The organism is Acaryochloris sp. CCMEE 5410, assembly GCF_000238775.2.
In the GTDB taxonomy this organism is placed as follows: Bacteria; Cyanobacteriota; Cyanobacteriia; order Thermosynechococcales; family Thermosynechococcaceae; genus Acaryochloris.
This window is the reverse complement of record NZ_AFEJ02000001.1, coordinates 519,087-541,930: the sequence shown is the minus strand read 5'-3', so window position 1 is coordinate 541,930 and position 22,844 is coordinate 519,087. Positions and strand designations below refer to the sequence as shown.

Below are 22,844 nucleotides of genomic sequence, written 5' to 3'. Positions count from 1 at the left end.
TTAACTCCAGGCGTCGGTCGAATGCAATGGCTGCTGAACATGAATGGAGACGATGGCGTTCCTAGAGAGCCAGAGCGTCCGGTCTTAGGTAGGGGTTTGAATAATTTTGGAGTTGCTAGGGCTGCTGGTCATGTCATGACCGTCATGGGTGAGGTTAGCCTGATCCTGCATTAGAATTTGCTGGGTGGGATAAGGTAAATCAATCCCCTGGGCCATCAGTTTATTCTTGATCGCTTTGAGGATTTGACTCGTCATCTCTAGAACGTCTGCACGACGGGGCGGGTCCATCCACCACCGTGCCCGTAGATTAACAGTGCTAGGGGCTAAGTCCACCACCAGTACTTCCGGGGCTGGATCTGCAAGCACTCCTTCTGTTTCCTGCATTGCCGCCAAAATCAGTTGACTGGCTTGGTCGATATCTGCATCATAGTGAATCCCGATATCGTACTGGAGGCGGCGCTTTTCAAAGGCGGTATTCACCAGGACGGAATTTGTAAAAAGTTCTGAGTTGGGAATCACAATACGGCGATTGTCATAGGTCCGAATCGTTGTCGCTCGCGTTTGAATCTCTTCAACCGTCCCTTCGTAGTCCTGATATACGATTTGGTCATCAATTTGAAACGGCTGCGTCAGCAGAATCAGCACCCCTGACAAAAAGTTTTGCAAAATATCCCGGAAGGCAAAGCCAATGGCAACTCCGCTTACTCCAAAGAGCTGCACGAGATCATCTGCCTTGAGGGACGGCATGACAATGGACAAGGCTATAAATGCCCCAACCAGAATAACCGCACCCTGAACCAAGCGTCCCAGGACGACCTTGAGGTTTTGGGTATGGATGCGATCGCGAACCACATACTGCAGCAAATCCTTCACGATCCGACTGACCACCAGAAAGCCAGCAAATACAAACAAAGCCAAAGCAATGTTAGGGAGCAGGGCAATAAAGCGGTTCAGCATCACCTGAACCTTCGACCAAGCAATCGACAGATTTGTATTCATAAACGGCTTATTGCAACGGTTGAGTTGAGAGCGATATCCATTCAACTTAGTCATAACAACGCGGATATAACCTCTCTCTTGAGAGAGAATCTTCCTTCAGACAGACCAGAGCACCACCCAAGACCAAACGTAGGATAGAGGTTTCAAGCCTAAACCTCTGAGATATTGGGGGTGAAGAAAAATCTTCACTGGCCCAACATTAGTGAGGTGTTTATGAAAGTAACGACCCTTATCTCTGCTATTCCTACCCTATTTGCCCTGACCTTGATGCCCATCGCATCCCCTGCTCAAGCCCAGGCTCCGACCCCTGTTCCCCTATCCACCACCGAAACGCTGCGCTCCGGTGAATCAACCTATGACTACTACATGCGCATAGGGTACGCGGCTGCCCAACGAGATGATTACCAAACAGCCGCGTTCTATTTTCGCAATGCCCTGTTTGAGAAGCCGCGCGATCGCGATGCCACCATTGCCTATTGGAACAGTCGCGATGCCATTACTAAGCGGGCAGAGGGAAACAATACCGCTCAACCCGAAAGTGCCTACGATCGCTATATGGAAATTGGCTACGATGCCACGGAGTCAGGAGACTACCAAACGGCACTGATTAATTTTGAACGGGCTTTAGCTGAGCGTCCCAATGACTACTTTGCCACCCAAGCAGCCCGCAACGTTAAAACCTATATTCAGCGAGGTCAAGGGAAAGCGCCAGCAGCACAAGTCACAATTCCAAATTTTTATCCGGGAGAACTTCCCTACGATCGATATATGCGCCTTGGTTACGCAGCAGCTCAGCGCCAAGACCACCGAACTGCCGCCGATCACTTTAGGAGTGCGCTCAACTTTCGCCCCAACGACAGACAAGCCACCCTCGCTTACTGGAATGCAGTAGATGTTCTTAAGGGAGGGAAGCGAGAACAGGAAACCGCTGCTGCTGAATCAGCCTACGACCGCTATATGCGCCTTGGTTATGATGCGACGGAGAGAGGGGCTTACCAGCAGGCGTTGCGCCGATTCCAGAAGGCCCTCAATGAGCGTCCTGGAGATTCCTATGCATCACAAGCGATTCGCAACGTTCAAACCTATATTCGTCAGGGCCAGGCCTTCATAAAGTAAGGGTAGGGGTTGTGGGTTGTGTCTCAATGCAGTTGTGCCCAAACAATAAGATCTCAATGTTGCTGGTTTGAACCCAGTTGTCAGTCTCGACCGTTGTGTCGAACTGCCCAATGAGTCTACCTAAAATAGCTCAGGATTATATTGTTTAAGTTCAACCCTCAGCGAAGAACTTCAGTGAAACACGTTCTGAGTTAGAAATTGGAGATTAGGGCGGTGGCTCTGTATAAGCTAGAAGTATTAGTGCCTCACTATCGAGAGGCACTGTTTGGTGGTAGAGATATAAAAGGAATCGATGTTTGTATTGGGCAAACTGGCGAAAAAATTGGTTGGGTTCATTCTCTCCTCTTAGATGAAACGAGAACCATCCACTATCTAGTGATTGATAGTGGCTTTTGGTTTCCTAAAAAAAGAATATTGCTCCCCATTGCTTATTGTCGAATCAATTTCGACGAGCATTATGTGAGCACCTCGATCTTTGAAGAAAAAGAGCAAATAAACTCCATCCCGACTTATGACAACAGTGCTATAGTCGATCCCTACTACGAGAAGAAAGTGATTGCCGCCTACAGAGCTTTGCTGCGAGAGTCCATTGCAACAGTAGAGGAGTCAGAAGATAATTCCTCTGACTCCTCTGTGCTACCCAAACTTCCCCCTTCTACAGCCAGATGTTCATCTGAATTTACAGATGTAGATGTTTTGTCTGAGCAATCTTCTGATGACTATGTTTCGCTACAACTTTATACAGAAAAGTTAGTTGGGGAAAAACATCGGATAAAATCAGGCGAAATATCAATTCAAAAGAAAATCATTTCAGATATTGATGATGTATCCGTTCCGGTGGCAAAGGAGAAAATCGTCATTGAAATCACCACTTTAAGCAATGCATCCACTCGTCTCATCGTCAGTGAAACACCACTTCAAGATGGAGAAGTTGCTCGGCTGGATATTTATCAGGAAGTAGCCGTTGGAGATACGCAAGCATCAGTGCATCAGGACATCAATATCAGAAAGGAAGTTGAACAGAGTGTCGTTCATTTTCAAGATACGGTCCGTCGCGAAACGCTTGATATTCAAACCCATAAAAACTCAAGCGCTTAGTTCCTCTTCCCTTGGGCAAGAAAGATAGCCATATCTGCAAAAATCGATATCAGTGCCTGGGTGCGGTTTCTTTGGTGATGACTCGCATGGGTGGGTCGCATCAATTGATTCCTCTTATTGAATGCAACACCATCTTTATTGATTCAATTTCTATCCTTCCTAGAAGAAAGATCTTCCCTAAGAAGGACGATAAAAATATTAAAAAAAAATATGTTTTAAAGTGACGTATTTTTCAGAGCTTGGAGGATTAAATTTATGGCACTTTATAAACTTTACGATTTTGATCCAGACTATCGAAATAGTGCTTTTGGAGGAAAAGATATTAAAGGTTTAGATGTCTATGCAGGAGCGACAGAGGACAAAGTAGGGTCTGTCCATGATGTTTTAATTGACGAAACTGGCCGCATGCGCTACCTCGTCGTTGATACTGGTTTTTGGATTTTTGGCAAAAAAGTGTTGGTCCCGTTTGGGCGATGTCGATTTGGTCCAAGCCTGGAACGCATCCATGCCATTGGCTTGACTAGCAAAGAGCAGTTGGAAAATATGCCTGACTATGAAGATGATATGACCGTCGACTTCGACTACGAAGAACGAGTTCGTAAAGCTTATCGGCCTGCAGGCATCATAGGGCCAGCTAAGACATACGATCAGCATTCCTATCGCTATGGAGAACATGATCCCGACCTTTACAACCCCTCAGAGTCTGACCACCAGCAGATTAAACTCTATGAGGAAAGGTTGATTGCTCGCAAAGAACGACATCAAACGGACGAGGTTACCGTGGGCAAGCGGGTCACCACTGATACGGCAGAGGTCTCTGTTCCTGTTGAGAAAGAACGGGTCGTGATTGAACGAACACCCGCCACTAACCCTCAAGCGGTCGCACCTGGCGAAGCAACGTTTCAAGAAGGAGAAGTGGCTCGAATTGCAGTCCATGAGGAAACGGCAGACATTGAGAAGCAAGCCTTTGTGCGTGAAAAAGTCAGTGTGCGGAAAGAAGTCGATCGAAGCACCGTTGATGCGAAAGAAACGGTTCGACGGGAAGAGCTAGACATCAATGATTCGAAGGAATTGAATAATCGCTAACGCTCTAATTAGCCCTCTGGGGCTCCTATATCTTAAGTGAGTTTCCCTGTCTCTAGGGGCAGGGTATCCCTATTCCAGCTTTACCACAGCAATGATCGAGTTTTTATTAGGAGGAACAGTGCAATGAGTACCGAACTAGAAACCACTGCCACCGTTGCAGAAGTAGAATCTGCTGAAGAAGTGACCACGGATTCCTTGTCCCGGCGACTGCCCTCAGCAGATCCCTCAGTAACTGAAGGAGTGCAAGGCTTTGGCGTTAAGCTTCACTACTACATAGATCAGGTGTCGAGGCAAGCCCAGGAGGTGTTTGAGATTTACCAAAAACCTTTAATAGCGCTAGGAATGGCTTTGGCGGGGTTGCTGGGACTTGCGATCGCAAACGGTATCCTCAATGTCCTTAATGCTATCCCTCTCGTTAAACCTTTACTGGAAATAACTGGCTTGGGATACGCTGGATGGTTTGCCTGGCGATACCTAAGATATGCCGAAACTCGCCAAGAATTAATTCAAGCGTATCGTCGTCTGAAAAGACGCGTGATTGGTGATGCAACGGTGCATCTCGAGGCAGAGTAACGTTTAGCTCGCCTTTCCCCGCTACCAATCCCATCAATTCCACCCCTAACATGGAGAAGAACATTATGAATCGCTCTCGTATTCAAATCAAACTGGCCAAACTACTCGCCAATCTACTGTTAGTTTTGACCCTCATCATAGCCGAGCTAGGAATGCTGAGCGCACCTGTTCTAGCAGACTTCCAGCTCCAAACTGCTCCTGCCCTACGCCCTTCCTTGGCTACAGTGAGCCGCCAGAGTATGGCAGCCACTCAGAATAAAGCTGGAGATTTTGCCAAAACTAAAGGACAACTAGATAAGCAGCTCACCCGTACCGTGACTAATGTAACGACGGACATCCAGGATGCCACGTCAGGGGTGGTTAAGACTGCCAAGCGCAAAGCAAGTACCGATACCCAAAAGTTTGAAGAGGCTGCCTTGAGAACCAAAAAGCGCGCCCAGAAAGATATCGGCCAAGTCCAAGATTCCGCCGAGGAATTGGGTGAGACTTTGCAGGAAAAAGCCGAAAATGTTTTAGACGATCTCTAGTGGGCAGATTCTAAGTAAGCTCCCTTGATGGTCTGGATCAGAGATCAGGGGAGCGATGCTCATGATGCATTGATGCGCTAAAAAATTAAAAAAAAGCTGAAGAATTTACGAGCAGATTATTCTTATTAAGGACACGAAATCCCTTCTTGTCATAAGTTTGAGGGATTTTTCTATGTAGGAACATGGCGTCTGAATAATTGTCACGTTATTTAACGAAAAGATAAAATTTAGTTAGCAGAATTAACTATTAACCATCTACGAATAATTGCCTCTCATCGTTACCAACCTTTAATAACATCCCAAACTTAAAAAATAGTATGGCTAAGCCTGCATCCCCTTTGATAGAGGAAACTCGTCAGTCCAATAACTCTGCTGATTCCCATTTGCTAACCTGTGGAGAACAGGAGCGGGCTATCGTCCAAGGGATCCAGTCCTTCTGGTTTCGGCACCTGTCCCATCGACCGCAACGCATCACGTGCCAGCTGTTCAGCAACAGTGTGGCTATCGTCATTGAGGACTCAGTGACTTTACCAGAGCAGTTCTTAGTCACAAGGGACAAAGCAGCGACCGCACAGATGGCTCGGCAAGCAATTCACAAGTTTTTACGGCCCCAATTATCTGTACTTCTAGAAAAAATTCTAGGAACGAAGGTTCTGGTGTTGTTTTGCGATACGACGTTGGCGGAAAAATGTACGGGGGTAGTTGCTGTCTTAGCGCAGTCACCAGCAGTCCGCAACCCAGAGTCTATTCCCAAATCCACATCCAAGCGTAAGCCTATTCTGGGCGATTGAAACGCTAGACAGTAACCAGCAGAACCCAAATTAAATCTATCGAAGGGGTGAGATCAACGTTCATCCCAAAGTTAGATCCTGAGTGAGTCGGTCTCTCCGTAGGATGTATTTATGCAGTTTATGGAGAGGAAATTTATGTTTTTGAAGGATTTGCAAACAGGGGCATTGGTTAAAATTACTCAGGTGGAGGATTTGGCAAACCCTGTTCGCAGCCAAGTCAAGGGGCGACTTCAGGCAGGAGAGGAAGAACAGCCTCCCACTAATTTTGACAAAGCTAAACTGAGTTTTCCCTCTGGAGAATCCTTGCCCCAGTGCTGGCTTAATGCTGACTATCGCTTCGAGCAATCTAATTCCTAGGCAATCTGATCGGTCGATACTCTTCGATTAATTTCGGAATGAATGGCCTCCAGATTGTTTCGCAGGGTTCCTTCAAAAATGTCATAGAATCCTCCGTTTAGGATGCCAATGTTCGCTTCAGCAGTGACAACTTGTACAAGCAGAATATGATCGGCGGGATTCGACAAGGGAAAGATCTGCCAATATCCGTCTAACTGATCCAAATCGCCATCTAATAAGCGAAATTTTATCCTGCCAGCATCTGTTGCCACATTTTCGGTCAGAACCGTTGATTCAATGTTAGCTAGCAAAATCTGACAAGTGTTGGTTTGCTCCACGACTGTCTTGGGTCCTGTTTGGTCCAACACCTGGGTGTCAGTCACATTAGGTAAAAAGCTGGAAAAGTTGTCGTAGTCCGTCAGTACTTCCCAGGCCGCCTGTGGTGAAGCTTGTAGCACGGTTCTGGCAACATACTCTCCCGCAGAACCCGAGATAACCACCTGTCCCTGCTCTAGATCATCTTGATCAGTTTTAGGTAATTTATGTATCAGCTCGCTTAAAGGTTTTGGTGCGAAAAATTGAGGGGTCATTATGGCAAAATGCTTCCAACACTTAAAGATCACAAAGCAGCATTAAAGATTCAATCTATCGAATATAGGAAGAGTTACTTATTTGCTGCTGGTCTTCCACTTTAAGAACCACACACTGATTTCACCTCATTCTCCAGATATAGATTGTGGCAAAGTTCGCTTGCACGCACACAAGTGCTACAAAATATTCTTTAATTTGAGCGCACCATGCTTTCGGAAAGATGGGACTGTCGTCACGAGATATAATGCACCATCACGCGGTCGATTTTCTTTTGAAGATTTTACTACTCTATCTACAGGAGGAGTATTCTGTTGGTTTGACTCATTCGATAGGTAGTTACGCCTGAAAGAGGCTAAATATTATTCTAAATGGTGTAGTTATAAAAAGCTTGATTGATTTCCTTGACGGAGAAATCCGCAGCAAACGTTCAACCTTTCCCGTTAGAACGGATACTGGGGTTTACCGCTCCCCACTAAGCTACGGAAAATTCCTAACTGCTAAAATAGTTCTTTTTTGCCTATTATCTTTTTATGGGAATCAATTTAAGCACCGTTACCAGCAACTCGCAAATTCGTACTGTCTTTGAGCTGTTTTGGTTGTCTCGGTGCGAATTAGCATACGTCACAACTAGATTCAACTCGAATTCATAGATTGGTTCGGCTTGTTGGTAGCGGTCTTACCCAACGGAGAACCATGTCAGATCATTCACTCACAATCGGCCAATTCGAACGTTTTCTAGGTCAGCGTATTCGCAAGCACTATCGCGCAACCCTAGGGCATAATCCCAAGAAAATATCATGCAAGATTACGGATACTCAACTCACAATCATCATAGAAGAATCGGCAACTAAACTAGAGAGATTTTTGCTAAGAAACAATGAAAATCTTGTAGCTGCCCATGTCCGCTCGGATCTTGAAGAGGCATTCTTGCCTGAGTTAAAGACCATTATTCAAGAGTGCCTTGATGTTAATGTATTGGATATTGGGAGCATTAAGATGGAAAAGACAGGTAGTACCGCTGTAGTTGCTGTATTAAGTCACAGTCCCAATATGGAGGCATCCAGGAGAGCTTCCTAAATAATTAAGAATGTCCAGGTGAGACTGGACATTCTTAATTAATGCTCAGTTATCGAAAAAAACGACTTCCCTGACCGAATTGGCGCCTTAGTACCCAAGGGTATTTGAGAAGTCATTATAAACACATATTAATAAAACCAATGCACCGACAATATATCGGTGCATTGGTTTTTACGATTCTATTTTCTAGTTGCCTGAGAAGACTCTCGAAAGCTTCGGCTTTGGATTTTATCCACAGTAGGCTTTTCTCTAAAGAAGACGGCAAAGAAAAATAAACCAATCAGGCAAGCCAGAATAAATACATAGGCAATTACGTCCATAAGGTTTCCTCCTTAATATACTTGCAACTAATAAATACTGAACGATTAAACTCAAATCTAAGCTTAAATTAGCGAATTATAAACTATCAAAAGGATGAGGCAAGAAATCTGATAATCCTTCTTTAGATAGGTAGCCAGTTTTAGGTAGTTATGTAATGAAAATTCTGCTTATCTCAAATAGATAAATTTAATATTGGCAAGCAATAAAATATCTATTGAAGAGATATTAAGCAATAATTAAATTCTCTGCCTAGCGATAGATGATTTCCCAAATAAACTCTTATTGAATAATAGGTAGATTTTATAGCCTATTTGTTTTTTCTAGATTATGAAATCACTCAAGATCGATCAGTTTATTGCTTATTTACAAAATGAGTTAGATATCCCGCCAGAGTCAGTTCAACTCGCGCTCAAAAAGGTTGGGGCTTTCCCTTGTAGATTATCTATTGCTCTATGGCAGTACGGACTTGTTTCACTCAACCAGTTAAATGAAATGTTTGCATGGTTGGAAACTCATCATGTATCTTGCAATGATTTTCTAGGCTAAAAAATCGGCTTATTGATGTTCTCTTCCTAATCATGGCGTCCTGTCTTTTATGCTCAAGCGATCTTTTATTGCATATTTGTGGGAATCATCCGTATTGGTATTGCGATCGCTGCCGTGAATTCTTTCCCCCTACATTCATCCATCGTTTTAGCTCTCCCTCTATGCAACCGTCCCAACCCCCGCGGTATCATCACTCTCCTCGCCAACCGATTCGACTAAATACTAAACCCAAAAGTCATCCCATTGAATGTTTGTATCGGAATGACACCTTGCATCCCCAAATCATTAGGATTAGCAATCTCCCCAATCTGCATTGGGAGAAAGTCGTTCTTCCAGGCCAATGTGCCACCTTTCAAACCTTATCTACCGCAGAATTAGAAGTCATTTCTGGACCTGTGACTACCCTGATTGCAGATCGAATTCCTTGTAAAGCATTGAGTCTGCGATCGCTCAAATCATCCCAGTCTCGCCTGATCTCCCAACTGACCAGCCCCCAATCGCCTCAAGCCTCAAAATGCTAAATTCTCTCCCAGGATAGAGTGCTGCCATCCAAGAGTTTGAAAAAATAAGAATACTTTTAAACTGATTCGATCCAAACTCCATGTTTCCATTTAATCAACTAAAAACGGCTGCTCTTCTGGGTTTGATGAGTGGCCTAATTGTTCTAGTCAGCTATATCCTCGTGGGCAATGAACAGGGCCTCTATCTAGGCCTGGGGATTTCTGCGGTCACAACCTTGGGGTCCTGGTACTTCTCTGATCAGGCGGCATTGGCTGCTTATCAGGCCCAACCCCTGCAGCGATCTGATGCCCCCAAACTTTACGATACAGTGGCTCGCTTGTGTGATCGCGCTCAGCTACCTATGCCCAAACTGTTTATCATTCCCACAAAATCTCCAAATGCTTTTGCCACGGGCCGCGACCCACAACATGCTGCTGTCGCTGTCACCGAAGGCATTATCGACCTACTCTCGACTAAAGAACTGGAAGGGGTGATTGCCCACGAACTCACTCATATTCGCAACCGCGATACCCTTACTCAGGCTGTGGCTGGCACCTTAGGGGGTGCAGTCACTTTTGTGGGGCGCATGCTTAGCTTTGGCGGCCTCTATTACCCTGCCAATCGGGATGATCGCCGTGGCAATAATCCAATTGTGTTGCTGTTTCTCTTGGTGTTGGCTCCCCTCTCTGCCACCCTTATTCAATTAGCAATTTCACGTACCCGCGAATTTGCTGCTGATGAAGGGGCAGCCCAAATTACGGGGAACCCAACTGCCTTGGCGAATGCCCTTAACAAACTAGAAACCGTAGGTCGTCAAATTCCCATCAATGGCAACCCGGCCATGTCTCCCTTGCTGATTATTAATCCCCTGAGTCGAGAAGGATTGCAAAATCTCTTTCGAACCCATCCATCCACCGAAGAACGGATTCAACGCTTACAGGCGATGGCTAAGCAACCTCGGCAGTTATTTGCTAAAGCTTAGGGTACATCCCAGGTTAGACTCTGGGCCCATTACCTTTCCCTCTTGGGGTAGATCCGTAACCCAGCCCTTTCAGCGAGGATAAAGATAGCTTGTTAAGCGAACTTAAGAGTCTAAAGTCTCGCAATACAAAAGGATTTATTACATGAGTAATCAAGATATACAAAATAATGACCCCTTTTTGGAGAAATGGTCTATCGCTCTCGGAGCACTCCTCGTCGTCTTAGGATTCGTGGCTATTGCTATGCCCTTTGTTAGCACTTTGGCCACCGAACTGGTGATTGCAGGCGTCTTTTTTAGCAGCGGGATTATTCAACTGATTTATGCGTATCGGCCTCGCGCTAGCATCAAAAGCTTAGCCTTTAAGCTCTTGTTAGGGTCAGGCTATATTGGTGCCAGTCTGTTGCTACTGTTTTATCCCTTACAGGGTGTTCTGAGCCTAACCCTCGCAGTCGGCGCGTTCGTTCTTATGGAAGGAATTCTGCAAGCCATTATGGCGATATGGATGCGAGAGGAAGAATCTGGCTGGTATTGGACCCTAGGGAGCGGTGTGTTTGCCGTTGTGTTCGGTCTTTCCATTATGTTAGGCTGGCCTGCTGACTCTGCCTGGATATTAGGTCTATTGGTAGGCTTAAACCTAATCTCTGACGGATGGCCAATGGTTATATCCGGCTTAGCAGGTACGGATCTATTTGGTCCAGGTCCTCAACAGCCTCAAGCTAGCTAGGAATGGGCATAACACACGCCTCGAATCAACAGCAATCTCGCCACCAGTTCACAGGCTGGTGGCGGCTCGTTGTGACTGTAGTGGTCTTAGTCAATTTGGGATTGGTGCTGTTTCACCTCTCCTATGGATCAGTGCGATTGCAGCTTGTCCAATGGTTTCCCAAAATGGTGTATCGATACGACCCCATATACCAAGGGGGATTGTGGCCTATCGACCGATATTTCACTGCATTTTTTGGTCTAGAATACCTGCGCGAAACTTGGCTGTTGAGTCGCCAGCGATCGACCCTCACTTGGCCCCAAGCGATGCTGCGCCGCTGGTACAATCTGTTACTGCTGTTCCCCTTCTGGCGATGGCTTCGTATGATCCCTGCGGCGGTCTATATTCATCGTTCAGGCTTAGCCAATGTTGAAGCGGCCATTACCCATATTACCCATGAACCCATTGCCTATCTGGCGGATCGGGTGTCCATGTTTATGCTGGTGCGACTGGTGAACCAAACCCAGGACGCCGTCAAGCAAGGGGAAGCTGCTCGACTCTTGCTGCAAAGCGATAACTACATTCATGTGGGGGGCAGTGATACCTTGGATGCGATCGCGGATCGTCTCATTCAACTGACCTTTGGGCAGGTCATGCCCCAACTGCAACCGGAGCTGGAGATGCTGCTCCATCAAAGTCTTGCAGGTACGATCAAGCGCTCCGATATCTACAAAACCATTGAGCAAGTCCCAGGGATTTCAGTATTGCCCATGGATCTCACCGATCAGTTAGCGGACATATTAGCTCAATCCACCTATGAAGTCTTAACCACCTCTTATCAAGATCCCACCAATCGTCAACTGTTTGAACAGTTAGCCCAGTCTTTCAAACAAGTGCTGCGGCAAGAACTGAGTCAATCTGCAACCCAACAAGAATTACAGCATCTCCTCTCAGATTTACTAGAGGAACTCAAACTCAATTATATTCAACGCTCCAGCCAACGAGATTCTGTCGCTACCCTGCAAGAGGTGAATCAACTGCAAGAATCTATGGAGAATTAAATTCACAACAGCTTGCCTGATAATGGGCTATAAATCAGTAGCCCTTTTGATCAATTACGCCTGAGAAAACTCAATGTATTGTAGAGAGTGATTTTAAAGATGGGGCTACAAGTTTATTTTTTACGACATGGAGAGACCTCGTTCAGTTTAAGTGGTGGTTTCTGTGGTGAACTAGATTTAGAGTTAACTGAGCAAGGCAAAGTCATGGCTTCTGAGTTTGCCCAAGCTTATGCTCACGTACCCTGGCAGGCTATTTTTACCAGCCCCATGAAACGCACCGTCGCCACAGTCACCCCCCTTTGTGAGAAGTCAGGGATGAAGCCGCACTTTCGAGAAGGTTTAAGGGAGATGAGTTTCGGTGACTGGGAAGAACAGGCCAGAGATGACGTAAAATCACAATATTTAGAAGACTACATCCGTTGGATGACGGAACCCGCCTGGAATGCTCCAACCGGCGGAGGTGAAACAGCGGTTGAGGTAGCCAATCGCGCCATGCCGGTAATTGCGGAGATTGAAGACACCTGTATAGAAGGACCTGTACTGGTGGTATCTCACAAAACTACGATTCGGATCATCCTTTGCCAGCTATTGGGGATTGATTTGGGACGCTACCGCGATCGCATTGACTGTTTGGCAGGCTCAATCAGCATCGTCAAATTTGACGAACATGGTCCTCTATTACAGTGTCTTGGAGACCGTTCCTATATGTCTGAGGTGTTGCAACAGCGGCTTGGTACTTAGGATGCAGCCAAATTGAATTAAGATGAAAAAATTGATTGTTCTTATAGTTCAAGTCATAAAGATTTTCTGTCTCATAGATCTAAGAGATATATTTCATTTAGTTTGAGTGAGGTATCCCAATAGTCAATCTTCTTGGCTAAAGTTAATCTTATTTTTTCTAGGTGTTGTTATATGACTCACCAATTCTTTTGGATAAAAAACAACGTTAGTTTTGTTAAATAGCTTCTGTGCAATATCTCTTTAAATATAGGCGATTGCATTTAGTTCGCATCTCCATGAAACTCATGCTTTTGACCTATTAAAAAAGTGATAAATTTCAAAAAAATCTTGATTTCTTGTACTGAATTTGCTGGTATAAGAATGTAATAAATTTGTAAATTGAGAAATTGCAATATATAGCAATTGTTCATTGGCAAGTGCTCTCAGAAATAGAAAGAATGCGTCGTCAAATCGATAGGTTATTTGGGAACTGTCAGACTTAAATCCATCGCCAAGCTCACATTTTCAACCTTTAGATGAATTGTCAGACCACAGTGATAAATTCATGCTAAAAGTTGAAGTTCCTGGCATCGACCGGGAAGATTTGGACATTAGCTCAACTCGCGATGTTGTTGTCATTCGAGGGGAGCGGCGTTACGAAGATCCTCAAGAAAACAACAATCGATACGTATCCGAGTTTAGTTACAGTTAAACTGGATTATCAAGATCAGAAATTTGTTAGATAGATTTCTGTGACTAGCAAAAGGCCCCCAACTTATAAGTTGGGGGCCTTTTTTATGGATTGAGCTGACATATAGAGCAACATGCCATAGTCACGACTTTACTCAATAAGACTCTTCGACACTTTGATTCACCAGTTATGGATAAGTAAAAGATCATCCAAAGCCGCAAAATAAAAACTATAAGAAATAAGTTTGACTCAAAGTAAATGGTCATGCTTTCTTCACAGTAATTGGATTTGTGAAAAGTGTTGAGTTTGGGATCAAAATCCTTTCGTCTGGTGTTTCTAAGGTCGTGTAACGCAAATCGATCTCGTGAACTGTTCCTTCTAAGCCAGATACTGATATCCAATCCCCACGAACAAAAGGGCGGTACGTTAAAACCAAAATGCCGGATAACAAGTTAGAGAGAACATCTTTGAGCGCAAAGCCCAGGGCAAAGCCTGTCAAGCCAAGACCTGCGACAATTGCCGATACATCGACTCCCATCGTACCGAGTGCAACGGTAATACCAAATATGATGATGACCGCCGTGGCAACCTGACGAATCAGATTCACAATGTCTTGATCAAGATGGCTTCGCTTTCCTAGACGACGGATAATCTTTTGGATGACTAGACTGATCAGCCAAAACCCCAATAAGATAAGCAGGCTAGAGACTGCCTTTGGGACAAAATGAATAAGACTTTGAATAAGGGATGAAATACTGTTATTCATCATTCCTCTCCCCTATCGATATCGTTCAACATCGATTTTGATCCTCAAGCAACAATCAAACACCTGACTGCCTGACAGAAGTATCTCAAAGCCTTTATTTTCATAGTCTTTGAGAAAAGAGTGGAGCGACATGTGAAGCTAGATTTAAGCACAAATCAGCGTTACTCAAATGTCAGGCTCCACCCAAATTTATCGTCAACTGTTCTCCTTTTTACGTCAACACAGCCATTATCGAGATTTGCGTCATCTCATGACCCTGGGATGGATGGTGAGCGCCTTAATCTGCAGTGAACGATTATGCTTATCTGCTTGGGAATCCTATGTCCCCTGCCGAGCAAAAAAAGCCCAAAGTGTCGAGCGTCGCTGGCAACGCTTTCTGTGCAATCCGCTCATTGATGTCCACAAACTGTATGTCCCTTTGGTCCTTCTAGCGCTTAAGAACTGGCGAACCCATCGCCTTTACCTAGCGATGGATACCACGGTTTTATGGAATGAATACTGCATGATTCATGTATCCGTTGTCTGCTGTGGCAGAGCAGTACCGTTGTTATGGAAAGTATTAGAGCACAAGAGTGCGGCGGTTGCTTTTGAGGAATATCAACCGCTATTGCGTCAGGCCCGTTGGTTATTACGGCAGCATCCAGATGTCATGTTGTTAGCAGATCGTGGGTTCGCGAACCATCAACTGATGAGCTGGTTACAGCAGAGCCGTTGGCATTACTGTCTGCGTATCCCATGTGATGTCCTTCTCCATGGCCCCCGTCAATGTCCAAGAGAAGTCCGTAGGTTATGGCCATCCAAAGGAGAAGCTCTCCTCTACCGTAATGTCGGGCTTTGGGATGATGGCCTCTATCGGTGCAATTTGGTACTGGCGAATATCCGAGGCGTAAAAGAACCATGGGCAGTGATTACAGATGAATCACCCTCGTTACAAACCTTGTGGCAATACGCCTTGAGGTTTCGGGTGGAAGAATTATTCCTCGATAGTAAATCTGGTGTGTTTGAGCTTGAAGAGTCGAAAATTCGCTGTGCTGATGCTCTGGAGAGGCTGTACCTGATTGCTGCTGTGGCACTGCTATACAGCACGGCTCAGGGGATGGCTGTTCATATTAAAGGGCTACGCCAACAGGTTGATCCCCATTGGCACAGAGGCATTAGCTATCTCAAGATTGGATTGCGGTGGCTCAAGGGGGTGGTCCATAAAGGACGGGAGTTGTTGATGCCAGTCCCCTTATTCACCAAGGATCCGCAACCGTGTTTTGCCTCTAAAAAAGCTCAAAAGAAACACTACAACAAAATCTGGTTCTCTCGTATCCGCTCTCTACAGTGCAAAGCTTTATGAGCTATGGAATACAAAGATCTGTCAGGCAGTCAGATCAAACACTTCTCATCTTTGAGATGCCTTCTGCAGAATCTGAACGCCTGATTACCGACAAGCTAGTCAATTAAATACCCAATCAAAATAATAATCATCAAACTTGAAATAGCGATTGACAGTTCTCCCAGTATAGGGTTTACCAAATAATCAGCCCAGCTAAAATTTTCATTTATTGCATATAGGGTGAAACCATAGCCAACAATAAAGCTCAATGGTGTTGTAATAGGCATATGCCTTTGTCCATTTGTGAGTAGGATGACTGAGGCTGATTGAATCGAGATTCTTGGAATCTGCAAATCCATTCCTCAAAATGGCGACTTTGGACAAAGATATATTTCTTTTATCTAAAAGAGAGTAGATGTATTTTACGTTGACCTGAGTGGGCACGTCGGTCTGTACCCCAACATCCTGATATTCTCAAAGTGGCTACTACTATTCACAGATATGAAAGATTGACTCAATAAGAGAGCAATATGAAACTCGCTGCGATTGATATTGGCACCAACTCTATCCATATGATTGTGGTCAAAGTGTTGCAAAGGCGTACCTTTGAAATTATTGATCGCGAGAAAGAGATGGTTAAATTGGGGGCCGGGGTATTTTCTAGCAATCGCTTGAGTGATCGCGCCTTTAATACGGGCCTAGAAACCATTCATCGTTGTGTCCAATTGGCGGACAAGCTCGGAGTGGATGATATTATCACCGCTGCCACCAGTGCTATTCGAGAAGCCCAAAATGGAGAAGCCTTTCTTAATGAAGTTGTCCGCCGAACCAGGATCACACCTCGAATGATTTCGGGGAAAGAGGAAGCCCGTCTGATTTTTCTGGCTGTACGAAATGCGATCGCATTAGAAGACCGGAATGCCCTTGTTTTCGATATTGGCGGGGGTAGCACTGAAGCTGTGGTTGGTCATCGTGAAGCAATCTTGTTTGGCACCAGCATGAAGTTAGGCGTGCAGCGATTACTCGATATGTTCGAAGATCAAGGCTCCATCGGGGAGGAAGCCCGAGGGGTTCTAGAGGCTCATATTCGCTTCCTCGCCAAACAACCCCTGCAACGGGCTAAGCAGATTGGTTTCAGCCAAGTCATTGGCACTTCAGGCACCATTCGCACCCTGGGGGAAGCGGCATACACTCTTAAGCATCAACAGTCACTGCGATCGGTGAATGCAGAAGTGGTCCAGGTTAAGGATCTACAAGTCTTAACTGATCGTTTAGTCGATCTTAAGCCAGGCAAACGGGCAGAAATCAGCGGCATTAGCGACAAGCGCACTGATGCGATTCATCTTGGCGGGATTTTGCTAGTGCAATTACTGCAGATGGCTGAGGTCAAAGAACTCACTCTCAGTGATGCATCACTGAGAGAAGGAATGATATTAGATTACCTGGAACAACGGTCCCAAGATGTGGCTGATTTCCCGATTCAGGTTGATCTTCGGCATCGAAATGCAGCTCAACTGGTCCACAAATATGACGCCAATTGGGACAGTAATTGCCATATTGCACATCTGGCCCTGACGTTATTTGAACAGACTCAGCAGCTCCATCACTACGGTGACTTAGAACGAGACGTATTGGAATACGCCGCTCTACTCCATGATATTGGTCAATATCTATCCTTCCGGGGCTATCACAAAAACTCACGCTATATTCTGGGACATGCTGATCCTCGCGGATTTACCGACGAAGAAATACTGTTAATTGGTCATGTCATTCGCTATCATCGCAAAGCTTATCCCCAAACCAAACATAAGAAATTCAAGCGACTTTCTGAAGCTGATCAGCAAGTCATCTGGATTTTAGCGGGTTTGCTCAGAGTTGCCGTTGGTCTCGATCGAACTAAGAATCAACTGGTAGAAACGTTATCATGCCAGGTTTTTGACCAAACTCTCGAAATTATGATCTCCGGAACTGGCAGCTTGGAGTTAGAACTTTGGGCTGCTCAGGAGGATTGTGGTGTATTAGCTAGAGCGCTAGAACTTGATGTTAGCATCCAGGTTGCTACTTGAATCGATCGATAGCGTTGTCAAACGTTATTTCTCAAGCAGTGGTGAAGCGTAAAGAATCAGGACGCTTTCAGATTTTCTTGTCAATTTATTCAGACTACATTAGCGGCAATCTTAAACCGCGAGACTTAACTTAAACGGCATATAAATCAATCAGGACGCTGGAATATCTAGAATTCAAGTTAGAGCACTAGACATGTTGAAATTCCTAGCTTTTACATCCACCAAAAGTTGGATTACAGCTACATCGATAAAAATAGAGTTATTCCAGTAGGAAGATTAGATTGCACAAGAATTTAAGGTATGTACTAGAAAGTGCAATTTAACAATTTATCTCAAGGTTCAGTGACGTACTTTAGTTGCTAGTTTCTACCAATGATTGAGATGAATTGTTAATGCAAGTCTCAAATTATTTTGGTGAACATAATGAAAATAGATAACCGTGGCATAAAGTTTGTCCTACCTCGTCTTGTGACAAAAGTGTTGGTAGTGGCAATGTTCACGTTAGCGTCTCTGGGAATACCATTAATGGATAATGCGATCGCAGCTCCCCAGACAACCCTCGCTGCTGTCCAGACCCAGGATCGGATGGAGTCCAAACAGAATCGGGCCTTAGATTCCCAAAACAATCCCGACGGCATCGAATTTGGTTTTGAAGAAGAAGCTAGGCTGCTAAGTCTTAAAGATACGCAAGACAATGCTAAAGGTTCCTATGGAGGAGGAGCAAGCAATCAACGCTCTTCTGGGGCAACTAACAAAAGATCAACCCAACTTGATGAAGAAGAGTCAAAAAACATGAGCGCTGCCGCAGTCAACAACGTTCAAAGAACTGTCGGCGATACTCGCAACCTTTCTGACCGCTCTACCATTAAAGCCAAACAGCAGGCTAAGGAAGAGCTCAGTCGAAAATAAATGTGAACTGAGTTTATTAACTCCATAGGACACTACCGCAGCGGTGCAATGGTTTGAGACCTGCACCGCTGTTTCCTTCCAAACATCCTTTGAGATCAATGCAAGCAATGGCCTTTTAAACCGATGCAATGTGCTGAAGTACAGACAAAACACCTTTCTCTGCTGCTGAAAGGTGAGATAAGTCAGATAACTTCTGTTGCATCAATGTCGCCAGTTTTTCTTCGATATAGGTGTCAATAATGCCAGGGTGGATGTAATACTTTCGGCAGGTGGCAGGACGATTGCCAAGTTGCTGAGCCACAGCCTTGATCATCTCTCTCACATATTGTTCAGCTTGCTTTTGACTGGTAAAGTCGTGAACCTCAATGAGGTTGCTGGCTGCCAAGACGGTGCCTTTCCAGGTCCGAAAATCCTTGGCTGTAAAATCGGCCCCTGTCATCCATTGGAGGTAGTCATTGACATCCCCTGAGTCAATGGTCTGTCGCTGTTGATCTGCGTCAATATATTGGAATAACTCGTACCCTGGAATATCCTGGCATTTCCGAATGATATTGGCTAATCGCTGATCTTCTATGGAAATAGCATGTTCAACGCCGCTTTTACCCCGAAACTCAAAAGTGATTTGGGAATGGTCCACGTCAACATGGCGATCCCGCAGCGTTGTCAGCCCAAAAGACTGATTGCGGCGGGCATATTCATCATTGCCCACTCGAATAAGCGTTTTTTCTAATAATTGGACAACGGTTGCCAGCACTTTTTCCCGTGGCATGCCTGATAACTGCAAATGGGCGGCAGTTTGTTGCCTTAAAGTCGGTAACGCATGGCCAAAAGGTAACAGCCGATCAAATTTAACTTGGTTACGCAGCCGCCGCCATTCCGGATGGTAGCGGTATTGCTTCCGTCCTTTCGCATCCCGTCCTGTCGCCTGCAGATGACCTTGGGGGTATGGGCAAATCCATACGTCAGTCCATGCTGGGGGAATTGCCAGAGCTTTGATGCGATCGCGCTCTGGCGACGATGGTATGCGGCTTCCCTCTACATCGAAATAGCTAAACCCTTTACCAACTCGCTGACGTCTAATGCCAGGTTGGTTATCGTTGGTATACCGTAGACCCGCAGCTTTAGCAGATTGAACAGGATCAACAAGGGTGTCCGACACGGAATTCAAAACGAATCAAAGAGGGTTGATAGTTCAACGACTTCCCCTTAAGGAAGCTCATGGGTAACGACGGTTCCCGCAACGGGCTGCTTCGTTTCATAGAACTCACAGGCTGTTTGCCCCAAAGCAAACATTAGTGTTGCATTCACAGCAGCACCCGATACCGTTCCGATGAGGGGAAGGATCTCAGCAAGACTGGCCCCCGCCTTTAAAACACCTCCCCCTACCATGGATAGAGCGAAGATCCCCAAGACTTCGCCCCGACGGGCTGGATCGGCCAAAGGAAAGCCATAGGCTGCCGCAATGCGATATACCATCTCGGCCTGCAATCGCGTCATGGCAGCCAAATCGACTGCTAATAAAGATAAGGCTAGCGGTGGCACCAGATTGGTGACAAAGCCGACCGTGCCCGCCTGAATTGCCCCTTGCTGAATCACGCGATCAGCAATTTGTCTAGGCGACTCCAACGGATGTGCCTGTTGCAGCACCATAACCTCTCTCTGCATTTGGGCGACATCTACCTGTCCTAAAAAAGCGAGGAGTTGGTTTGCCCCTGGGAGGCGAGAGATCCATTGAATGAAAGAATTATGTGCTAAAGCATCTAGCGTTTTACCCGTTTGGTGCGTTGTTGTCTCAATCCACCGTTGACCCAGTTGCCCAATTGTGTCACTAAGCTCGGCAACTGTTTCCACCAACTGTTGTGGAGATTGGGGAAGGGAGCGATAAACGTCGGACATGGGCAATACTTCTTTTACGACTTATCTATTAAGGATGGCAAATCTTCAAAACTCTGTCGTCTACCCGAGGGGGGAGTTGGATTCATCGTTGTTGCATTGTTTGCCGCGATTGATCAGCTCACTCATTCAGGCTGACCTCGGCTGAGTCCGCTCCCCCTTACATTCCTGAAGTTCAAATAGATTAATCAGAACCCCTGCAATTGGGATAGATAAAAAAATACCCGCCAGTCCAGCGACCCTTGCGCCGATGAGTAATGCCAAAAACATCACCACCGGATTCATATCAATGGATCCCTGCATAATTCGAGGCATTAGAAGGTTCTCCTCGATTTGCTGGAGAATAATACAGATGATCAATGCTTTCAAACTCAACCACAGTCCTTGGGGTAAAAGGACAATGGAGACGAGGCTGACCCCTATGGTGGCCCCAATACCTGGAATAAGATCAAACATAGCCGCAATAGCGGCCAACGTGATTGCAAACGGCACTCCTAAAATAACGAAAACAATAAATGTCGAAATTCCGAAAAATACAGAAAGCAACAGCCGTCCCCAGAAAAAACCCAGGAAATTACTTTGGATCGCTGCTGTAATCTTCGTGCGTTTAGAGGGAGGAAATACCCGAAGTATCAACCGCCAAAGTCGGCGTCCATCCAAGAGCATAAAAAAGGTGATAACGGCAATTAGAATCCCATCAATAAGGTTGAACAGCAGGTCTTGGAGGAACGTAAAATTTATCTCCAAGATCTCTAGTCCCCAGCCGCGAATCTGCTCCTCCCAACCGCTAAAATCGACCTCCAGATTCCAGCGCGCTAGGAGTATTTGCAAACGCTCAAAAAGACCAATCAAGGTCTCAATTAGCTGAGGCGAGTTAGTCAAAAGTTGCTGGACCTGATAAACAATAACGGATCCCAAAGTAACCACCAGTCCCCCTAATAACAGCAGGCTGAGCAAAAATACCACAATCACTGCTAGTCCCCTGGGGACAAATCGAGCAACCCATTGAACCGGATAGTTCAGCAGGAAGGCAAAAATAGCAGCAAAGATAAAAATGACGAGCACTGCTTCAAAGTAGGCTAAAACTTGGGTAATTGCCCACCCCAGGGCGATAAGCAGCAGCCAACGCACGAGTTGAGAGGTTTGCAGTCTGTTCCAAAAGTCGAGGGCAGGTAGCTTACTCATAAGAATATGAACGGACAGAGATGGGAACAAGTCAGGGGGAAGGGCCTGACCGCAAAGACCCTAGAAGAAAAGGTTAGAGATTTTTAAAGTCGTTTGCCCTAGCAAAGACCAAAGGACGGTACCAGGCGGACATAACCATATACAATGCGTAGGCGATCAGCCCCAACCCGATGACACCTAGCCATAGTGGACCATATGGCTGGGCTGCCAGCCGCTGTAGGGCATTTCTTAATCCTCCAGCTGGTTCAGCACGAAATAGCACAGCGGCTTCCGTAAAGAAAAAACCGATTAGTACAAAGGCGGTGCCCCGGGCAGCAGTCCCCACCTGGCCTAGACGCATGATCCATTGACCAACGCGATCATCTAGCTTTGACGATCTAAGTTCAGTGACATACGAGCTTGTGATCGCTCCGTAAATATAGGACAAGCCCAGTCCTATCACCCCCAAACCAATCACCCCAACTAGCCAATTCCCCAATGGTTGGTCGAATAGTTCTGCCGTTAGGTCTTCTAAGGTATCGTCAGATTTGCCCGCTCCCACCGCCACTAGAAAGGCTGAGTAGGATATTCCCAGGTAGCTACTACCGCTTAAGAAATAGCCAAACCGCTTCAACGCCGTCTGAACGGTAAGACGATGTCCAGAACTCAAGATTGTCTGTAACAATCGACGCACAACATATCCCAGTAAGCTGGCAGCAAAGAAGCTTAAGAAGAGCCAACCAAAGGGTTGATCAACCAACGCCAGCAATACTGATTCGGACCCACCTGCCTCTGCATGGGGAAGCAAGGCAGCACGACCCGCTAGTAGACCAATGAATAAGTATAGAATCCCTTTGGCAGCATACCCTAAACGCATAAACGTCTTCATCCAAGGCTGCTTTACAACCTGTTGTAGGGCTTGTCGAACTTTACGCATAGAGAGAAGCAGGGTTCCTAAATCGCAACCCATGGGGGCCTTTAAAATGGAGATAAAGCTGGTCTAATT

27 protein-coding genes are annotated in these 22,844 nt (G+C 45.7%); 18 read left to right on the top strand and 9 right to left on the bottom strand.

Annotated features, from left to right (window positions below; genetic code table 11):
- Window positions 1-84: 84 nt before the first annotated feature.
- Window positions 85-999 carry a mechanosensitive ion channel family protein gene (locus tag ON05_RS02315; RefSeq protein WP_010478375.1) on the bottom strand — a complete coding sequence of 305 codons (915 nt, stop codon included), beginning with the start codon at window positions 997-999 and terminating at the stop codon, window positions 85-87.
- 213 nt (window positions 1,000-1,212) lie between these two features.
- Between ON05_RS02315 and ON05_RS02310 the strand changes: the two genes are divergently transcribed.
- The 7 genes from ON05_RS02310 to ON05_RS02280 all read left to right on the top strand — a co-directional run bounded on the left by ON05_RS02310 (window position 1,213) and on the right by ON05_RS02280 (window position 6,547).
- Window positions 1,213-2,115: a hypothetical protein gene (locus ON05_RS02310; protein ID WP_010478373.1), complete on the top strand. Its 903-nt coding sequence runs from the start codon at window positions 1,213-1,215 to the stop codon at window positions 2,113-2,115.
- A 213-nt stretch (window positions 2,116-2,328) separates the two neighbouring features.
- Window positions 2,329-3,213, top strand: coding sequence for a PRC and DUF2382 domain-containing protein (locus ON05_RS02305; RefSeq protein ID WP_010478371.1), 885 nt, complete (start codon window positions 2,329-2,331; stop codon window positions 3,211-3,213).
- 255 nt (window positions 3,214-3,468) lie between these two features.
- Window positions 3,469-4,299 carry a DUF2382 domain-containing protein gene (locus ON05_RS02300; RefSeq protein ID WP_010478369.1) on the top strand — a complete coding sequence of 277 codons (831 nt, stop codon included), beginning with the start codon at window positions 3,469-3,471 and terminating at the stop codon, window positions 4,297-4,299.
- Window positions 4,300-4,422: 123 nt separating this feature from the next.
- Window positions 4,423-4,872, top strand: coding sequence for a CAAD domain-containing protein (locus ON05_RS02295; RefSeq protein WP_010478367.1), 450 nt, complete (start codon window positions 4,423-4,425; stop codon window positions 4,870-4,872).
- Window positions 4,873-4,937: 65 nt separating this feature from the next.
- Window positions 4,938-5,399 (top strand): hypothetical protein, encoded by a 462-nt coding sequence (locus ON05_RS02290; protein WP_010478366.1) that lies wholly within the window; start codon window positions 4,938-4,940, stop codon window positions 5,397-5,399.
- Between the two features lie 317 nt (window positions 5,400-5,716).
- A complete protein-coding gene (locus ON05_RS02285) occupies window positions 5,717-6,190 on the top strand; it encodes a DUF2294 domain-containing protein (protein WP_010478363.1) in 474 nt (157 codons plus the stop codon).
- Window positions 6,191-6,325: 135 nt separating this feature from the next.
- Window positions 6,326-6,547 carry a hypothetical protein gene (locus ON05_RS02280; protein ID WP_010478361.1) on the top strand — a complete coding sequence of 74 codons (222 nt, stop codon included), beginning with the start codon at window positions 6,326-6,328 and terminating at the stop codon, window positions 6,545-6,547.
- Here the strand turns inward: ON05_RS02280 and ON05_RS02275 are convergent.
- Entirely contained in the window at window positions 6,544-7,116 is a 573-nt protein-coding gene (locus tag ON05_RS02275) for an SRPBCC family protein (RefSeq protein WP_010478360.1), read from the bottom strand. The two genes, ON05_RS02280 and ON05_RS02275, sit on opposite strands and share 4 nt — an antisense overlap.
- Before the next feature lie 694 nt (window positions 7,117-7,810).
- Between ON05_RS02275 and ON05_RS02270 the strand changes: the two genes are divergently transcribed.
- On the top strand, window positions 7,811-8,194 hold the full coding sequence (locus ON05_RS02270; RefSeq protein WP_010478358.1) for a Na-translocating system protein MpsC family protein: 384 nt from the start codon (window positions 7,811-7,813) through the stop codon (window positions 8,192-8,194).
- A 179-nt stretch (window positions 8,195-8,373) separates the two neighbouring features.
- Here the strand turns inward: ON05_RS02270 and ON05_RS02265 are convergent, their stop codons facing one another.
- Window positions 8,374-8,514 carry a photosystem II reaction center protein T gene (locus ON05_RS02265; RefSeq protein WP_010478356.1) on the bottom strand — a complete coding sequence of 47 codons (141 nt, stop codon included), beginning with the start codon at window positions 8,512-8,514 and terminating at the stop codon, window positions 8,374-8,376.
- 328 nt (window positions 8,515-8,842) lie between these two features.
- On the opposite strand from ON05_RS02265, the gene ON05_RS38340 reads away from it, so the two are divergent.
- From ON05_RS38340 to ON05_RS02235, 7 genes are all read left to right on the top strand, one after another.
- Window positions 8,843-9,061: a DUF2949 domain-containing protein gene (locus ON05_RS38340; protein WP_010478354.1), complete on the top strand. Its 219-nt coding sequence runs from the start codon at window positions 8,843-8,845 to the stop codon at window positions 9,059-9,061.
- A gap of 161 nt (window positions 9,062-9,222) precedes the next feature.
- Window positions 9,223-9,582, top strand: a complete 360-nt coding sequence (locus ON05_RS02260; RefSeq protein ID WP_010478352.1) for a DUF1830 domain-containing protein — start codon at window positions 9,223-9,225, stop codon at window positions 9,580-9,582.
- An 80-nt stretch (window positions 9,583-9,662) separates the two neighbouring features.
- Window positions 9,663-10,544 carry a M48 family metalloprotease gene (locus tag ON05_RS02255; protein WP_010478350.1) on the top strand — a complete coding sequence of 294 codons (882 nt, stop codon included), beginning with the start codon at window positions 9,663-9,665 and terminating at the stop codon, window positions 10,542-10,544.
- 142 nt (window positions 10,545-10,686) lie between these two features.
- A complete protein-coding gene (locus tag ON05_RS02250) occupies window positions 10,687-11,268 on the top strand; it encodes an HdeD family acid-resistance protein (protein WP_010478348.1) in 582 nt (193 codons plus the stop codon).
- 2 nt (window positions 11,269-11,270) lie between these two features.
- Complete coding sequence (locus ON05_RS02245) at window positions 11,271-12,308, top strand: hypothetical protein (protein ID WP_010478346.1); 1,038 nt, start codon at window positions 11,271-11,273, stop codon at window positions 12,306-12,308.
- Between the two features lie 99 nt (window positions 12,309-12,407).
- Window positions 12,408-13,049, top strand: coding sequence for a histidine phosphatase family protein (locus tag ON05_RS02240; protein WP_010478344.1), 642 nt, complete (start codon window positions 12,408-12,410; stop codon window positions 13,047-13,049).
- A 520-nt stretch (window positions 13,050-13,569) separates the two neighbouring features.
- On the top strand, window positions 13,570-13,740 hold the full coding sequence (locus ON05_RS02235) for an Hsp20/alpha crystallin family protein (protein ID WP_255345112.1): 171 nt from the start codon (window positions 13,570-13,572) through the stop codon (window positions 13,738-13,740).
- A 241-nt stretch (window positions 13,741-13,981) separates the two neighbouring features.
- On the opposite strand, the gene ON05_RS02230 is transcribed toward ON05_RS02235, so the two are convergent.
- Window positions 13,982-14,488, bottom strand: a complete 507-nt coding sequence (locus ON05_RS02230) for a mechanosensitive ion channel family protein (protein WP_262561084.1) — start codon at window positions 14,486-14,488, stop codon at window positions 13,982-13,984.
- A 166-nt stretch (window positions 14,489-14,654) separates the two neighbouring features.
- Here ON05_RS02230 and ON05_RS02225 point away from each other — a divergent pair, with 166 nt between their 5' ends.
- On the top strand, window positions 14,655-15,827 hold the full coding sequence (locus ON05_RS02225; protein ID WP_010474356.1) for a transposase: 1,173 nt from the start codon (window positions 14,655-14,657) through the stop codon (window positions 15,825-15,827).
- A gap of 95 nt (window positions 15,828-15,922) precedes the next feature.
- Here the strand turns inward: ON05_RS02225 and ON05_RS02220 are convergent, their stop codons facing one another.
- Complete coding sequence (locus ON05_RS02220; protein ID WP_175307282.1) at window positions 15,923-16,093, bottom strand: hypothetical protein; 171 nt, start codon at window positions 16,091-16,093, stop codon at window positions 15,923-15,925.
- Between the two features lie 243 nt (window positions 16,094-16,336).
- Between ON05_RS02220 and ON05_RS02215 the strand changes: the two genes are divergently transcribed.
- Together ON05_RS02215 and ON05_RS02210 are read left to right on the top strand one after the other, a co-directional pair.
- Entirely contained in the window at window positions 16,337-17,872 is a 1,536-nt protein-coding gene (locus ON05_RS02215) for a Ppx/GppA phosphatase family protein (protein ID WP_010479362.1), read from the top strand.
- Window positions 17,873-18,295: 423 nt separating this feature from the next.
- The gene (locus ON05_RS02210) at window positions 18,296-18,781 is read left to right on the top strand and encodes a hypothetical protein (RefSeq protein WP_262561082.1); all 486 of its coding nucleotides are present in this window, start codon (window positions 18,296-18,298) and stop codon (window positions 18,779-18,781) included.
- Between the two features lie 115 nt (window positions 18,782-18,896).
- Here the strand turns inward: ON05_RS02210 and ON05_RS02205 are convergent, their stop codons facing one another.
- From ON05_RS02205 to ON05_RS02190, 4 genes are all read right to left on the bottom strand, one after another.
- A complete protein-coding gene (locus ON05_RS02205) occupies window positions 18,897-19,940 on the bottom strand; it encodes a DNA topoisomerase IB (RefSeq protein WP_010479359.1) in 1,044 nt (347 codons plus the stop codon).
- Window positions 19,941-19,987: 47 nt separating this feature from the next.
- Entirely contained in the window at window positions 19,988-20,677 is a 690-nt protein-coding gene (locus ON05_RS02200) for an EcsC family protein (RefSeq protein ID WP_010479358.1), read from the bottom strand.
- A gap of 126 nt (window positions 20,678-20,803) precedes the next feature.
- Window positions 20,804-21,859 (bottom strand): AI-2E family transporter, encoded by a 1,056-nt coding sequence (locus tag ON05_RS02195; protein WP_010479355.1) that lies wholly within the window; start codon window positions 21,857-21,859, stop codon window positions 20,804-20,806.
- Window positions 21,860-21,932: 73 nt separating this feature from the next.
- On the bottom strand, window positions 21,933-22,775 hold the full coding sequence (locus ON05_RS02190) for a DUF1206 domain-containing protein (protein WP_063825652.1): 843 nt from the start codon (window positions 22,773-22,775) through the stop codon (window positions 21,933-21,935).
- Between the last annotated feature and the right edge of the window lie 69 nt (window positions 22,776-22,844).